Genomic DNA, 16,643 nt, shown 5'->3' on the forward strand with positions numbered 1-16,643 from the left:
TGAGCTTATTTCTTACCATAAACTCTTACATAATCCAATATCATTTTTTGAGAAGAAACAGTTTCATCAATGCCTTGTTGGCCTCCCCATCCTCCGCCAATGGCGAGGTTTAAAATAATATTTTGTGGTTTATCGAAAGGCCATGATAAGGGCGAACTGGTATCTTCGTATTTAAGATATTCTCTGCCGTCTACGCTTGCTACAATTCCTTCAGGGCTCCAGTCGATAGCGTATATATGATAATTCTGATACATGCTATCTACATCTACAATACCCGTTTTCTGATTTCCAATTTTGAAATAATAGGCGCGACAATGAATAGAAGCATGCGCTTGCCCTTTGCCGGTATTATCATCCATTTCATAGCCAACACTTTCAAGTATGTCTATCTCCCCGCAATACGGCCATGATTTTTCATCAACATATTCATCGCCTAAGGTCCAGCCGGCGGCCCAATTACCCCTATAAGGAGGGACTTTTGCCCTGAATTCCATTCGTCCGTATAAAAATGTCACTTTTCCCCTTGTGGTTAATCTTGCAGAAGTCCAGGGATAACCCATATCATCTTTTCTGGCTTCAATGATCAAATTGCCATTTTCCAATCTGGCATTTTCAGTTTTTTTAACGGTATAATATTGCAATTCATTATTGCCCCATCCCCAATTTCCTACATCATAAGTCCATTTGCTGGTATCGGGCTCACCAGTACCCTCAAATTCATCTGACCAGACTAATTCCAGCGAGTCACCTTCCATATTTTGCTCCATTACACGTGGTGTTCTCTGGTGTTTTCTAATAAGCTCAAATTCAATTTTATCGACTGAAACGTTTCCTTCAGTTAAATGCAAACTCATGGGGTGAATGCCCTTATTTAATGGGCTGCCATCAATTGACATTTCTACAAAGTCTTCCGTTCCATTATTTGCGAAAGCCAGGTTCCCGGTTATGTTATAGGTTCTGTCATCCTTATTTCCAATATAATCCTCTATCCAAAGAATGGATTTCTCAGCATTTGATTTTGCATAAATACTGACTTTATAACGTCCGGCGGTAGGTATATCTATTTCAAAATCTATATTGCTGCCAACCTTTGAAAAATCTACAGAGTTTTCATTTTTTGTAATATTTTCTGATTTGGCAATAAAGTTTTCTACTTCGAAAATTACCTTATTAGCATCGGCCGATTCATTTTCAACTTGCTCAGTATCAGTTTCTGAACAGGAAACAAGCATTATTAAGGATCCAAATGCGATGGCATATAAAATTCTTTTCATCTTTAATTTATTTTACTAATTGAGATTCTAATTCTTCCAGTGATTTGCCTTTTGTTTCCGGAACCACCAAAAGGATAAATATTAATCCGGCTGCAGAAAAAAGGCCATAAATCAAAAATGTCAGTGAGCTGCCTAAATTCGCTAGCTCCCATGGGAATACAAGCTGAACTCCAAAACTTACGCCTGAATTGATCAAGCCAACAAAGGAAATTGCCAATCCGCGTATATAATTTGGAAACAGCTCAGAAAAAAGAACCCACATGACCGGCCCTATGGAAATCGCAAAGGAAGCCACAAAGCCTAGTATTCCAAACAGGATCAAATAGGCATTCATGGTCACTGCTGAGGTAATCAATTCAGATTCATAGGTCTGTGCTACAGATTCTCCCAAAGTATTTCTAATAGCTTCTTTAAAGCTGAGGTCGTTTTCATAGGTCCTTCCAATAATTGGAGCCAATTTAACTTTATCCACTTGTTCAGGAAGCGATTTAATAGATGCTTCCGTTAAAGTATAGGATGCATTATTAAATCCATAGGCTAATAAAAACATACAAATGGCAATACCGGTGGTTCCTAAAATCAATAATGGTTTCCTTCCCAATTTGTCGATCATCAGGATTGCAAGCACCGTAAATATCAGATTGATCAAACCGACTAAAATTGCCTGGCTAAAAGAAGCATCCGTTCCTATTCCCGATTGCTCAAAGATCATAGGCGCATAGAAGAATACAGAGTTGATCCCGGTAATTTGTTGCAGGACCCCGATGACCAAGCCAATGGTCAAAACAAGTCTTAACGATGGTTTCAAAAGATCTTTTATGGGAGCTGTTTTAGGCTTGGACTTTTTCTCGGCTTCAATGCTGGCCTTTACGGATTCGATGATTTCTTTTGCTTCATCTTCAGAGGTAGCCCTTACCATTATTTCATAAGCCTCTTCGTATCTGCCTTTCATTGCCAACCAACGCGGGCTGCTTGGCACAAGAAATAATCCAAAAAAATACAAAATCGCAGGAAGGGCTTCCAGACCTAGCATCCATCTCCAATTATATGCATCAAATTTCAAAGCAATGGCCCAGTTAGCATCAGATTCTCCCAATTGAAGAATTAAATAATTGGTAAAAAAAGCCACAGAGATTCCAAGTACAATATTGAGCTGATTAAATGAAACCATTCTTCCACGCATGTCGGGTGGTGAAATTTCAGCGATGTACATTGGTGCAATAATCAAGGATGCTCCAACGCCCAAGCCTCCAATCATTCTTGCAATAACCAAAAAGATAAAGCTCGGTGCTATGGCAGAACCAATGGCAGAAACAAAATAAAGAATGGCAGCAATAGTTAAAATATTCTTCCGGCCGTATCTGTCACTTAGAGGCCCGGACATCAACATGGCAAGTGTGGCCGAGAGTGTTAAAGAGCTTACCGCCCAACCTAATTGAAGTTTTGTAAGGCTAAACTCCAGTTCAACAAATTTATTTACACCCGAGATAACAGATGCATCAAAACCCATTAAAAACCCTCCTAAGGCTACGATTAGCGCTGTAAGGACAATAAATTTCTTTTTCCCCATTTTCTTTTCAAAAAACCCTCTCAGTATGGAATATTTCCAAATGCAAGACTTGTATCAGGTCTCAACTATGAAATTTGGAAAAATCCAGGCTCAGCAGATTTATAATTATTTGTAATGCTAAAAGAGGAAATACCTCCATACTTTATTAATCATATTGAAATACCCTTATATAATCAACTATCATCCTTTGAGGAAAAACAGTACTGGCATCCGGATTACCAGGCCAGTTTCCACCTACTGCTACGTTGAAAATAAAGAAGAATTCATTTTGAAATTCTGTTCTGTCCGATGATGAAGTACTGAAAGTAAAATAAGGCTCATCATCCACATACCATTTGATAAATCCCGGTTCCCATTCTATACTAAATACATGAAATTCATCAATAAATTTTCCGTTCGATAGCCGATAGTCACCACCCAGAAAAGAATGTGTATTTGAAGAATTTTTCCAATGTGCAGTTCCATGAACCTCGGAATCCTTTATACCGCCACCTACTAACTCCATAATATCAATTTCGCCGCATCCCGGCCAGCTAACCTGATCAATATTGTCACCGAGCATCCACAAGGCAGGCCAAATTCCCTGGCCTTCTGGAAGTGCGGCTCTTATGTCCACACGACCGTATTGAAATTCAAATTTCCCTTTGGTTATCATTCGTGAAGAGGTATAGGGTGTGCCACCAAAGGAAATATTTTCCTTGCGCGCCTCTATTATTAAGTTTCCATCTTCGAAATAAGTGTTTTGACTTCGGTAATATTGTAATTCATTATTTCCCCAGCCCCATTCTCCTCTTCCGGTTTCATGGGTCCAGTAATTGCTGTTCAGGCTGCCATCGTTAAATTCATCTTGCCAGATAAGCGACATTCCCGGGTATGTTAATGGCGTGGTATATCCCGTTCCCGGAATGATTAAGGTGTCATTGTTGACTTCTTCGTCATCGTCTTTGATGACCACGTTGGCTGTGCCAAGGCTTACATTTAAACCTGAGACATTTGTAATGTTCAGAATAAATTCTTCGAAATCTTCGGCTATATTATCGCCGATAATTCTTATATCTAAATTTTTTTGAGTTTCACCCGGGTTAAAAACGATCTCACTTGGATTTTCCAGAGAGTAATCTTCACCTAGAAAGGCAGTGTATTCTTCTGCTGAAACCGTAATGCTGGCTGTGGTCGACAGCTCTCTGTCGATTGTAAATGGTATTTGAATGGTTTGATCTTCATCAGTTTCTGTAATGGAAGGAATTTCGCCAATTGAAACATTTGCGAGGTTGTCGATTTGACCCTCATCATCAGATTGACATGAGAGAAAAATGACGGATACTAATGGAAGGAAAAGTTTAGTAAAATTCAATTTCTTATTGGTGTTATTTATAAAAGGGAGCCGCAAGCGACTCCCAATTAATCATGATGAATAAAAACAAGGTTATTTAAACTCGAAATTTCTCACATAGAAGGTGCCATCAATTCCGTGATTTTCACCACCTACTTTAAGACCTATAAGGTCATAATCTGTTCTTGTTTTTGGGTCAACACCTTCAAACATACCATCAGATAAAGCCCAGGCAAATCTTACCCAAGTGTCCTGTGGCGTTGAACCAGTATCCTCATCTCTGTACAATGACCAGTCAGTCCAGAATTGTTCTGTAGCACTGGCATCTGCAATGAAAATATCTACTCTCTGAGAAAGATCACCAGAGTAATCATTGGTACTTGGGAAATAAACTTCCACAACTACACTGTCAAAGTTGACCAACTGAGCATCGTAATCCAACTGGAATTTTAAGTCGGCAAATGGAGCAGTTCCTCTCACATATTCTCCAACTGCAGTAGAACCACCATCCGGGTCTGTTACACCGATGTTAATGGTTACATCCGAATTCGTTGGTACCAACTCCTGTACATCAGCAGCATCAGTAGAAGCAAATGTGTTGAACATCGCCGTTGGTGTTTCATCAGGAAGGTCTTCTCCAAAACCTCCGCCTCCGCCACCGGAACCCAAATCTGGCTCTAATGAAGGATCAGAATAATTCACATATACAAATTTCCAGTATCCACCTGTTCCATAGTCAAAGCCTATAACCATGGTATCATAACCGGTTGCCTGACCTATTGCCTCAATTTTAAAGGTTGTACTGCTCAATGGAATTACGCTTTCACCTGTTGGGCCTAATTTCGGAATTCCTATCCAAGCTCCATCACCAGTCAAAGTAACTTCAGAAGAGTTGGCATCATAAGTAAATGCATGCGTTCCGCTTAACCAAGCACTTACATCATCACCATTCAGGTTTCTCATGTTCGCTGCTTCAGCAGTGAAACAGGTTTCGTAATTTGGATCTGCAGGATCCCAAACACCGAACTCACCCCAGAAACTACCCATATCATCAAAAGTATAAGTTCCATCTCTGTGGAAAGTAAAGGTTTGCTCATACAGGCAATCCCTGCTTCCATCATTTTCCAAACCTGGCCACCAATTATTTGGTATTTCCTTGCTTTCTCCCAATGACATTGAAGTACCTTCTCTAAATAGTTTCCATGTTTTAGTATCAGGACCAGTCAATAAAGTCAAAGCCGCGTTAGGATCGGTCACGGTAACATCATTTGATTTGGATGATGTAGTACCATTTGCACCTGTTGCAGTTAAAGTAACTGTATAGGTGCCAGCTGCTGCATATTGGTGTTCCGGATTTTCTTCAGTTGAAGTTTCAGAATCCCCAAAATCCCATGCATATGAAGTTGCATTTTGCGAAAAATTAGTGAATCTCACCAAAAGGAAATTAACTGAATCAACTTCAGACTGGAAGCTGGCTACAGTGGCTCCACTTGGTGTTCCACTACCGCTGTCGTCATCACCACATGATGTCAACATCAAAAATGGCACTGCTAATATCAGATACCATACTTTAAAAAAACTGTTTACTCTCATAATATTTAATTTATAATTATTGGTTGTTTATACTTATTTAAAATTCTTCTTAAGGAAATAATGCAGGTCCGGGATAAAGCGTTAAAGCACCATTAGTTACATCTGCTTCTCTCTGAGAAACGGGAATCCAAATATCTTCCGGGCTAAAATTGGCAGCTTTTTCAGGTTCTGCTGTAAACAAATCTGAGCTCGCTCTTCCGGAACGAACTAAATCGTACCATCTGTCTCCTTCCAAGGCAAATTCTGATCGTCTTTCATACCAAATGGCATCAAGTAGTGTCCAGCCTTGATCGTTCATCAATTGCGAAACAGTTCTGAAATTTCCCGTATTATCACCAGGGCCTGCCGCTCTTTCCCTCACCATGTCTACAAACATTTGTGCTTCACCGTCGGATCCTGTACCTCTGTGCAATGCTTCTGCCAACATTAAAAGCACATCGGCATATCTGATTACAAATACATTGGCATCAATGGTCAATACCGCATCACCACCATTCGGATTGGTATATTCTTTATAAATAGGATATTTTTCCTGCCAGTATCCGGTATAATCGCTTGGGTTTTGATCTGCATCATCGATAGCCGATGAGCCACAACTATTTCCGGAAATTGTGTCTACAGCCATATTAAGCTCATCCAGTGATAAAATAGAAACATTTCTTCTGATAGTATCATCCGCTAAGAAATGGTCGTATAAACCCTGTGTAGGCAGCATAAATCCCCAGCCTGCATTGTAAGTCGGATGATCATCACAAAGACTTCTTACGCCACATAATTGCGCAAATACGTTACCATCAATCCAGCTGCTCGGCCAGTTCCAATTGGATGGTGATATATTTGATTGCTGGATTTCGAAAACTGCTTCTGCTGTATTATTAGCACCATAGGCGTATAGGTCACGTAAATCATCTAATAACTGATACTGTCCACTGTTAACAACTTCTCTCAGTGCATCAGCTGCTTTGTCAAATTTCTGTGTATTATCATTATCCAGATCCGCCCAGTACAAGTAAATTTTACCTAATAATGCCTGAGCAGTTCCTTTTGTTACTCTACCTTTAAAAGATTCAGAAGTAGTAAGAGGTAAGGCAGCTATTGCTGCTTCCAGATCGCCAACCATAAACGCAAACATTTCATTCATAGTGGCCCTTGGTTGATTGTATTCATCGGGCAATAAAATGCGATCAATAATAGGAGAAGGCCCATAATGTCTGAATGCATCAAAATGATAATAAGCTCTTAGAAATCTGGCCTCAGCTTTATAAATTGCTACAGTTGGAGATTCAATTTCAATATTTTGCAATACCAGGTTAGCTCTGTAAATACCGGTATAGCATCTGCTCCAAATCCAATTCGTTTCGTTGGTGTTTGGGTTATTGTTAAAATCATCAAACTCCTGCCATCCGGGTTGATCGGCATTTGTGGCATCTCCTCCAGCATTTGCATTATCTGATCTTATCTCAGCATACATAACCGGACTCACCCAAAAACCACCGTGCATGGTCCATTGCAACGGATCATAAGCTGCAACCAGCGCATTAAATGCCTGTTGCTCATTTTTGTAATAATTTGCTTCCAAATAAGAGGCCACCGGTTCAACATCCAGTTTCTCCTCCTTACAAGCCGTCATTATCAATAGCGATAATGCCATAAGAATTTTAAATCGTATTATTCTCTTCATCGTTAATTAAATTAAAACGTCACATTCAAACCCGCACCCATTGCTCTGTTCTGAGGATAAAACCCTTTATCAATACCTGTATCCAGGATCCAGCCGTTATTAGATCCAATTTCAGGATCGAAACCGCTATAACCTGTTATGGTAATAAGGTTGTCAAAGGATATATAAAATCTCGCTTTGGATATTAAGACTTTCTCAAGAATTTTTTGAGGCAGATTATATCCAATCTGAAGATTTCTCAATCTGGCAAAACTCGCATCCTCCACATAAAAGTCTGAAGGCCTTTGATTACCATTAGCATCATTAAGAACAAGTCTTGGATACTCTCCATCCGGATTTGATTCAGACCATCGGTCTAACCAGGTATCCTGATAATTATTGTATGGAATATCCTGTCTTTCATAGACTTTATAAACATCATTTCCGATGCTCACGTTCCATAACATTCGAATATCAAAGCCTCTGTAATCTACACTGAAATTGAATCCCATTAATATATCCGCCCATGGTTTTCCTATATCGGTTATATCCTCCTCGGTGATTTCTCCATCGCCGTTTACATCAACAAATTTAATATCTCCAGCTTCGGCATCCGGTTGAATAAGATCACCATTGGAGTTGATGTATTGAAATACTTCACTCTGAGATTTAAATATTCCATCGGTTTTATATCCTCTAAAGTGAGATACCGGAAGGCCTTGAGTCATCCTGGTGATTGTAAAATTTCTTACCGGCCATCCATATCCTTCTATAAAGGGGTTTTCACCTTCACCGGCAACTTTAAGTGCTTCATTCCAGTTTCTGGTAAAATTCATACCAGCGGCAAAACCAATATCGTTCCATCTGTTGTTATAATTTATCGCAAATTCAATTCCGCGATTTCTCATTTCACCGGTATTCAGAATTGGAGCATTATTACCAACAAGTCCGGGAACTACTCCTGTCATTAATAAATCTTTTGTAGTTTTTGAATAAACATCAATATCTGTTGAGAGTTTACCACTTAGGATATCCACTTCAAGACCGATATCCCACTGGACACTTTCTTCCCATTTGATATCCGGGTTTGAAATTGCTACAGGTGCTTCTCCAAAATACTGTGCCTCATTGCCTGGCCTTCCAAATTGATAAGTGAATCTATCATCACTCACAATTGAAGTAAAGGCGAGGTTGTTGATTCTGTCATTACCATTCACACCCCAACTTGCTCTCAACTTTACAAAATCAAATGTTGGGAAATCGAAGAAATTTTCTTTTGAAATAACCCAACCTGCAGAGAATGATGGGAATAAACCGAATCTGTTATTAGGTCCGAATTTTGAAGAACCGTCTCTTCTAAGGGAAGCCGTAATGAGGTATTTCTCATCAAAATTATAGAGTACTCTACCGAAATAACTTTGAAGTACTTCAGTTACTAATGCATTACCGTAATTCTGATCTGTAGTGTCTACACCGGCATCAATGTACCACCAGTTCGGGTTAAACTGCTGTGATTGAGGAATATTCTGTCTTGATCCTCCTGCAAACTCACCATTTCTTTCTCTGTAAGACATACCAAGGATCGCATCAATTGAGTGAAATTTGATCTTCTTTGAAAATGACAGAAAGTTTTCCCATCGAATGGTATTTTCAGAATAATAACCCTGAAAAGCTGTATTGTTTGGGTTCTGAAAATCCGAACGGAAGAAATAGGTTGGCGTAAATGAATTGTCATAGCTATACAAAATATCAGCTCCTACATCAGATCTAAATTTTAACCATTCAACCGGGCTTACTTCTGCGTAAATATTACCTTGAAGTCGATTGGTTCTATTTCTGTTATTTGTAATGAATGTTCTTGCAAATGGATTGATGTACTCTTTTCTCACATAAGGTGAAATTGCATATCCATATGTGCTGTCATTATAAGCAGCATTAATAGGTGTAATTGGATCGTAATTAAAAGCGTCGGCCAATACAGAACCAAAAGCATTGTTTTCGGGTACCGTTTGTCTTTCAGTATGAAGAATAGATAAATTCTGACCCAACATCAAATACTTATTTGCATAAGAACTGGAATTTAGTCTGGCTGTATACCTTTCAAAATTTGACTTATCACCACCAATAACTCCGTCCTGATTCCAATATCCAAAGCTGAAGAAATATGAGTTTTTCTCAGTCGTTCTTCCAACAGAAAGGTTGTGATTCATAGTTGTTGCGGGACTTACCACTTCTTCCATCCAATCAATATTCCTCGGTGCCTGTCCTATTTCAGGAAATGTTGGATCCAAAGTTGAAAGTGCATTAGAGTTTTCAAATTTTTCACGAATGGCTTTGACATAATCATCGGAGCCCATCATTTCAGGCAATCTCCAAGGGCTGGCCGTACTACCAAAACCATTGTACTCAAAAGTGGCTTTGTCGGAGTCTCCTCTTCTGGTTGTTAGTATAATTACACCATTCGCACCTCTTGCTCCGTAAATTGCTGTAGATGCTGCATCTTTTAATACCTCTACCGACTCTACATCATTGGGGTTGAGGTTTGAGATATCATCTACAACCAAACCATCAACTACATACAATGGATTATTATTCCCATTTGTACCAACTCCCCTGATGACTATGGATTGTGCCGCACCCGGTTGACCTGAAGCAGGAGCAATATAAACTCCACTAACCTGTCCTTGCAGTGTTTGCTCAACTCTTTGAAAGTTCAAGCCTTCAATTTCTTCTCTGCCTACACTGGATATAGCACCTGTAGAAACACTTTTCTTTTGTTCACCATATCCAATTACTACAACTTCCTCAAGTTGAACAGCATCATCTTTTAAATAAATATCAATTGTGGTTCTGCTTCCTACCTTAACAGACTGTGTTTTATACCCTATAAAAGAAAAGACTAACACACTGTTTGAGTCCTGAACAGTAATTGTATAATCACCATTAAAATCAGTAATGGTACCATTGACCGTTCCTTTTTCAAGGACACTTGCACCAGGCACTTCGCCATCATCAGAAGTGACGTTTCCTTTAATTTCTATTCCTTGGGCTAAAAGCTTTGATGGGATTAAAAGGATAATTATCCACAAAGCTAAATTTAGTGTAGAGTTTCTCATCATATCTTGCGTATTGAGTATAAAGCGTTGTCAAAAATGACCATTAGGCCTTTCTAATACAAATGAAACACTACATCATAAATACATCAATAATCTAAAACACCTACATCATAAATACATCAATATTTAAGAAATTAATGTATTATTATGATTGTTTAGCATATTTAAACAGATGTAATCAATTTTTCCTGCCCAAACATATTGAAATGTAAATTCATCATATTGCTAATTCTGATTTCTTTTACTCAGATTTACGGAAGCATATTACCCGGATTACCACTCATAAGAAATTACAATCCTGAAGAGTATTCAGGTGGCATACAGAATTGGCAAATAAGCCAGGATCGCAAGGGAATAATTTATATTGCAAATAATTTTGGTCTCTTGCAATTCGATGGTAACGACTGGCATCAGTTTAACGTAACAAATGCCACGAAAATGAGAAGCCTTGCTATCGATGAAAACGGAAGAATTTATGCCGGTTATCAGGGTGATTTCGGATACTTTGAGGCAGATTCCATAGGCCAACTCATTTATATTTCTCTAAAATCAAAAATACCTAAAAAATACAGGGAAATTGATGAAACCTGGAAAACCTATTTCATAAAAGGGAAAGCCTATTTCTGTACCTTTTCATATGTGTATGTATATGAAGATGAACAAATCACGGTCATTGATCCTAAATCTATACTTGATATTTCATTTGAAACCAAAAACAAAATCTATTCTCATATTCCTGGCAAAGGATTGCATGTAATTGAAAATGGAAGATTTCATTCCAAAGAACATATGACGTTCTTTTCTGATAAAATTGTATCCTCTGTAACCAGTATTGATGAAAACAATTTACTAATTACCACGTCCAGAAATGGCATTTGGCTGCTTGGCCCAAAAGGAATTCGTCCTTTTAATCGAAATCTAAATGCATTATTTGAAGAAACCTTTATTAATTGTGCCCTGCTTCTCTCCAATGGAAATCTAGCTATCGGTACTCAAAATAACGGAATCTATATTATTGATCTTGAAGGGAATATTCTTATCAATGTCAACAAGGAAAGAGGATTGCTGAGCCGAACCATACTCAGCATATTTGAAGATCAAAATAAAAATATTTGGGTAGGACAAAATAACGGCATCTCTTTTTTAGAGGTTCAATCACCTTTTAGAGAAATCAATGAAAATATTGGACTTCCGGGAACTGGTTATTCAGCCATAAGCAGTCAAAATGATTTATATCTTGGTACCAATAATGGTGTTTATTCATTTGATGGCGAACCGCAAGAAGTGAGGGGTTCGGAAGGCCAAACCTATTTTCTTCAGGAAGTATCCGGAAATCTAATTTTAAATCACAACGAAGGAGCCTTTTTTATTAGTGATAACAATGCCGAAAACTTCTTTAATGAAACCGGTTCTTGGATGTTTGTAAAGTGGTTCAACTATTATTTTCAAGGGTGCTATGATGGAATCTATGTCTATCGCAATAACCTTAACAATAAAGTAGGTAAAATCAATTCTTATTATGAATCCTCAAGAATTCTGACTTTGGATAAAGACAGCATTTTGTGGGTTTCTCATGGATATAAGGGTTTGTTTAAAATTTCATTATCAAGAGAGCGATTACTAGATCCAAAAATTGAATTTTTTAACCAGGATAAGGGGCTGCCTACCAACCTTCAAAATACCATCACTAAAATTGATGGTGAAATAAAAGTCATATCAGAAGAGGGAATCTTAAATTACGAATACAAGAGTAAAACTTTTTCACAAGACAGCATTCTCAGTAGCTATTTTAAGGGAAGTCAGGTCAATGTAATGAAGCCCGATGTATTCGGTAATATTTATTTTATTACAAATACTTCTTTGGGGTTTTTAGAAAAAATAGGCCCGAATAATTATGTAAAACACGACCAGTCTTTTAACAAGGTGCGAAAACTTCTGAACGATGACCTTCCCAATATTAATATTATAAATGCTAATCAAGTCTTATTTGGAGCAAAAGAAGGCTTTGTTTTATTCGACAGAAATAATTTCTATGAACAGTCAGAAGAGAAATTCTACACCTTGATTCGCGATGTTTATAACTCATACGATACCTTGTTTACCTATTTGGCAGGAAATATGCATTTAAATGGCAGGTCAGGTAAACATCCCATCCCTGAAATAAACTACAAGCAAAACAACATTACGTTCCGATTTTCTTCTACTTCATACAGCACTACCACCTTACCTCAGTTTCAATATAAACTGGAAGGATTTAATAAAGAATGGAGTGAATGGACCAATGTCAATTCAAAAGATTACACGAATCTCAGGGAAGGAGAGTATATATTCAAAGTCAGATCTAAAAACGCACTCAATCAAATAAGTGAAATAGAGGAATTCAAATTTACGGTGCTATCGCCCTGGTTCAGATCACCCTTGGCATATATAATTTATGTTGTCTTAAGTTTAACAGCATTAATTAGTCTGATGGTTGTTTTAGATAAGCGTTATGAAAAGGAAAAGCAAAAACTGGATAGAAAAAGATTAGAAGAAATAGGTGAAAAAGAAAAACAATTAGACACAATAACAAAGCAAAGTGAAAGTGAAATTGAGCAGTTAAAAAATGAAAAATTACAATCCGAAATTGACTATATGAATTCTGAATTGGCTACGAATACCATGCATTTGCTGAATAAAAATGAATTTATCAATGGTGTAAAATCGAATCTCGAATCCGTCGTTAAAAAAAGCACTAATGAAGAAGTAAAATCAAACATTAAGAAAATTGTAAAAGAAATAGAGAAAAATGTTCAGGACGAAGATGATTGGGCCAATTTTCAAATTCATTTTGACAAGGTACACGGTGATTTTTCAAAAAGGTTTCAATCTGAATATCCAAAACTCAGCCCACAGGATATAAAGTTGAGCACCTATTTAAGGCTAAATTTATCAACCAAAGAAATTGCCAATCTTTTAAACATTTCGGTGAGAGGGGTAGAAATTGCAAGGTATCGATTGAGGAAAAAGTTAAATTTAGAACGCTCTCAAAATTTGACTGAATTTATCCTCAATTATTAGTAAGCAGATATTGCAATTTTAAAATCCCAAAGGAATTAATGTATGTATTACCGGTGGGGTAAATTTATCGGAAAAAGCAAGTATTAAAATAACCCATTACCAAAATAATGCATATAGTACTGCAGTTATAATGCAAATGGCAAAAGCTGAAATATTAAATTTGGAGTCGGTTTTAAAATAACCTTTGGAGATATCAATTCCTTTTGGATCATCTTCACCCTTTCCCGAGATATAAGAGACAATCACAATTATAATCATGGTCCCGATAGCCGTAAATCCCATTTGATTTAAAAAAGGCATACCGGGAACAAATTCCTTAAGTAATACTGCAATTGGAATTGAAAGCAGTGCCCCCCAAATAGCTGCTTTATTAGTGGCTTTTTTCCAGAACAATCCCAGTAAGAATACAGCCAGAATTCCTGGGCTAACGATACCGGTATATTCCTGAATAAACTGAAAAGCCTGGTCTATTCCACCGAGCAAGGGTGCCATCACCGATGCAATAATTAAGGCTATCCCCGCTGTAATTCTACCTGTTCGTACCAATTGCTTGTTTCCCGCATTTTTATTAATATATGGTTTGTAAATATCCATTGTAAAAATGGTGGATGTAGAATTGAGCATTGAGGCGAGCGAAGACACAACAGCAGCCGCCAAAGCGGCAAAGGCTATCCCTTTTAAACCGGAAGGCAATAATTGTAATAACCACGGATAGGCTTTATCTGAAGCTCCCGCAGCCGGAATATTTGACTGCCCTGCTTCGCCCAATCGCAGCATAATTTCCGGGTCATTTACAATTACGTAGGCGGCAATTCCCGGGATAACTACAATAAAAGGAATGACCAATTTTAAAAACCCGGCCAGGGCAATTCCCTTTTGAGCTTCTTTTAGTGATTTAGCAGCAAGCGTCCTTTGGATGATATATTGATTAAAGCCCCAGTAATATAAATTAGCCACCCAAAGCCCACCGATTAATATCCAAATTCCCGGCAAATTTTGATACTCAGGATTTGACTTATCTAAAATCATATGAAATTTCTCAGGTGCAGAATCAATTAAATGACTAAAACCCTTTATTACACCAGCCCCATCAGAGACAACATTTAAAGCCAGGTAGGTGGTAATCAACCCACCAAGGATAAGAAATACCACTTGAATTACATCGGTCCATGCAACCGCAGATAAGCCACCATATAAGGAATAAGCTGCTGCAAATAAGGCCAATCCGATCACTCCATAAAGCATCGGGATTCCAAGTGTAGTTTCAAGTGCCAGTGAGCCGAGATACAGTACGGAAGACAAATTGACAAATATGTAAAGCGCAATCCAAAACACCGCAAGAATTGTTTTGAGTTGTGTACTGTAACGTTTTTCAACAAACTCCGGAATTGTATAAAGCCCCTTATTGATGAAAACAGGTAGAAAATATTTTCCGACAATTAATAAGGTAATAGCTGCCATCCATTCGTATGAAGCAATGGAAAGACCCACTGCAAAACCCGATCCCGACATCCCAATAAATTGTTCTGCTGAAATATTTGCGGCAATTAGAGAAGCACCGATCGCCCACCAGGGTAGGGATTTTCCTGCAAGAAAATAGTCTTCAGCGCTTTTATCATGTCCCTTTTTGTCTCTTGAAACCCATAAACCGATTGTGATGATCAGCAAAGCATAAGCTGCAAATACAATAATATCAAGAGTAGAAAAATTCATTTTAGCATTTAGTCTAAATTGATAATTGATTAAATATATTGTGAACATCAGATAAATTAATGAATAAGAAAAATTGCTTGTTCCGGATGACATCAACATTTACAAATTCAACCGAGAATAAACTGTTTTGAATATTTATAAAATTAAATGCATTGAGTATTGGCAATCACTTTTTATTGACTATTTAAGGTTTTCATTATAGAATTTCATGCCTTCATTTGCTTTTTTATCTTGATCAAATAAAGTAGCGTTGTCCCAATGTGATCCAATGCCCCATCGTGTGCTACACCCCGTTGAAACCCAGGCGGGCTCCCAATAAACAATTCCATTAGCCCCTGCTTCAAATACTTCTTTTTCAAGTTCCATCAAGAATTCCAGTTGACCTTCAGAAGAAATGTCAATTCCGGGAACCCCAGCATCAACTCCTAATATATTACCGGCAGCATCGGCATTTCGAGTCGTAAAAGGATAAGCGGTTTCAACGATCATCAATTTTTTGTTGTGTTTTTTAATTAATAACTCTAAGGCAATGCTTAGGTCATTTAATTCATAATCAGACCACATTGGGTAATAACTTAGGCCTATCCAATCAAAATCAATCACTCCATTGTCAAATGCCTCATCAAACCACCAGAGTCCGTTTTCGGGTTGGGCTATATGCAACATCACTTCAATATTCTTTCCGCTTTCCAGGGAAATATCCCTTACGGCCTTGATTCCTTTATTTATCAAGGTAGAATTTCTATTCCAGTTTATTGGCCATTGAACGGGCTCTCCTGCTTGTAGTATTTCAGGATTTATTTCATTGCCAATCTGAACCATGTCAGGTAGGAGATTCTCATTTGACAATTTTTTTAAGGTTTGATAGGTGTAATTGTAGAGTGAATCAGAAAGCGCTGGAAGATTATTGATTACTGATCTCCATGCCTGGGGAATAGTTTGGCGACCGGGGTCGGCCCAGTCATCTGAATAATGAAAATCGAGAAGCACAGCCATATCCAATGCTCTGGCCCTGGCTATGGATTTTTTAACATCTTCAAAATTAGAATAATTAGTAAACCATGAAGGATCATGCCAAAGCCTCAATCGAACCAGGTTGCAACCATTATCTCTAAATATTTGATAGGGATCTTTTGGCACACCTTCCTCATCAAAATACAAGGCACCGCAATCCTCCATTTCATTGACATACGAAAGATCCGCACCATAATAGTTCAACTGGATAGTATCGGCATAATCTTGAATTGGAATCGGCCCTTTTGAATTATCGTCCCCGTCACAGGCGAAAATAAAATGAGCCAAAACAATGATTAAAATTGTCGAT

At 37.9% G+C, this 16,643-nt stretch carries 9 protein-coding genes; 1 reads left to right on the plus strand and 8 read right to left on the minus strand.

Annotated elements, in window-relative coordinates; genetic code table 11:
* Positions 1–5 precede the first annotated feature (5 nt).
* From HZR84_06475 to HZR84_06500, 6 genes are all read right to left on the minus strand, one after another.
* Positions 6–1,274 carry a glycoside hydrolase family 16 protein gene (locus HZR84_06475; GenBank protein ID QNL21595.1) on the minus strand — a complete coding sequence of 423 codons (1,269 nt, stop codon included), beginning with the start codon at positions 1,272–1,274 and terminating at the stop codon, positions 6–8.
* A 7-nt stretch (positions 1,275–1,281) separates the two neighbouring features.
* Positions 1,282–2,844 (minus strand): sugar porter family MFS transporter, encoded by a 1,563-nt coding sequence (locus HZR84_06480; protein QNL21596.1) that lies wholly within the window; start codon positions 2,842–2,844, stop codon positions 1,282–1,284.
* A gap of 145 nt (positions 2,845–2,989) precedes the next feature.
* Complete coding sequence (locus HZR84_06485; GenBank protein QNL21597.1) at positions 2,990–4,198, minus strand: family 16 glycosylhydrolase; 1,209 nt, start codon at positions 4,196–4,198, stop codon at positions 2,990–2,992.
* Between the two features lie 72 nt (positions 4,199–4,270).
* Complete coding sequence (locus tag HZR84_06490) at positions 4,271–5,770, minus strand: PKD domain-containing protein (GenBank protein QNL21598.1); 1,500 nt, start codon at positions 5,768–5,770, stop codon at positions 4,271–4,273.
* 49 nt (positions 5,771–5,819) lie between these two features.
* Complete coding sequence (locus tag HZR84_06495) at positions 5,820–7,451, minus strand: RagB/SusD family nutrient uptake outer membrane protein (GenBank protein QNL21599.1); 1,632 nt, start codon at positions 7,449–7,451, stop codon at positions 5,820–5,822.
* Between the two features lie 11 nt (positions 7,452–7,462).
* On the minus strand, positions 7,463–10,549 hold the full coding sequence (locus tag HZR84_06500) for a TonB-dependent receptor (GenBank protein QNL21600.1): 3,087 nt from the start codon (positions 10,547–10,549) through the stop codon (positions 7,463–7,465).
* A 219-nt stretch (positions 10,550–10,768) separates the two neighbouring features.
* Here HZR84_06500 and HZR84_06505 point away from each other — a divergent pair, with 219 nt between their 5' ends.
* Positions 10,769–13,606 carry a two component regulator three y domain-containing protein gene (locus tag HZR84_06505; GenBank protein QNL21601.1) on the plus strand — a complete coding sequence of 946 codons (2,838 nt, stop codon included), beginning with the start codon at positions 10,769–10,771 and terminating at the stop codon, positions 13,604–13,606.
* Between the two features lie 96 nt (positions 13,607–13,702).
* On the opposite strand, the gene HZR84_06510 is transcribed toward HZR84_06505, so the two are convergent.
* Both HZR84_06510 and HZR84_06515 read right to left on the minus strand, forming a co-directional pair.
* Positions 13,703–15,412: a sodium/sugar symporter gene (locus HZR84_06510; GenBank protein QNL21602.1), complete on the minus strand. Its 1,710-nt coding sequence runs from the start codon at positions 15,410–15,412 to the stop codon at positions 13,703–13,705.
* An 87-nt stretch (positions 15,413–15,499) separates the two neighbouring features.
* The gene (locus tag HZR84_06515; protein ID QNL23206.1) at positions 15,500–16,498 is read right to left on the minus strand and encodes a glycosyl hydrolase 53 family protein; all 999 of its coding nucleotides are present in this window, start codon (positions 16,496–16,498) and stop codon (positions 15,500–15,502) included.
* Between the last annotated feature and the right edge of the window lie 145 nt (positions 16,499–16,643).

Origin of the sequence: Hyphobacterium sp. CCMP332 (assembly GCA_014323545.1) — a bacterium.
Lineage (GTDB): Bacteria > Bacteroidota > Bacteroidia > Cytophagales > CCMP332 > CCMP332.

Excerpts from the sequence above, each read along its gene's own strand:
- HZR84_06510 (QNL21602.1), bottom strand. The coding sequence starts at position 15,412 with ATGTCATCCGGAACAAGCAATTTTTCTTATTCATTAATTTATCTGATG.
- HZR84_06490 (QNL21598.1), bottom strand. The coding sequence starts at position 5,770 with ATGAGAGTAAACAGTTTTTTTAAAGTATGGTATCTGATATTAGCAGTG.
- HZR84_06515 (QNL23206.1), bottom strand. The coding sequence starts at position 16,498 with ATGGAGGATTGCGGTGCCTTGTATTTTGATGAGGAAGGTGTGCCAAAA.
- HZR84_06480 (QNL21596.1), bottom strand. The coding sequence starts at position 2,844 with ATGGGGAAAAAGAAATTTATTGTCCTTACAGCGCTAATCGTAGCCTTA.
- HZR84_06495 (QNL21599.1), bottom strand. The coding sequence starts at position 7,451 with ATGAAGAGAATAATACGATTTAAAATTCTTATGGCATTATCGCTATTG.
- HZR84_06500 (QNL21600.1), bottom strand. The coding sequence starts at position 10,549 with ATGATGAGAAACTCTACACTAAATTTAGCTTTGTGGATAATTATCCTT.
- HZR84_06475 (QNL21595.1), bottom strand. The coding sequence starts at position 1,274 with ATGAAAAGAATTTTATATGCCATCGCATTTGGATCCTTAATAATGCTT.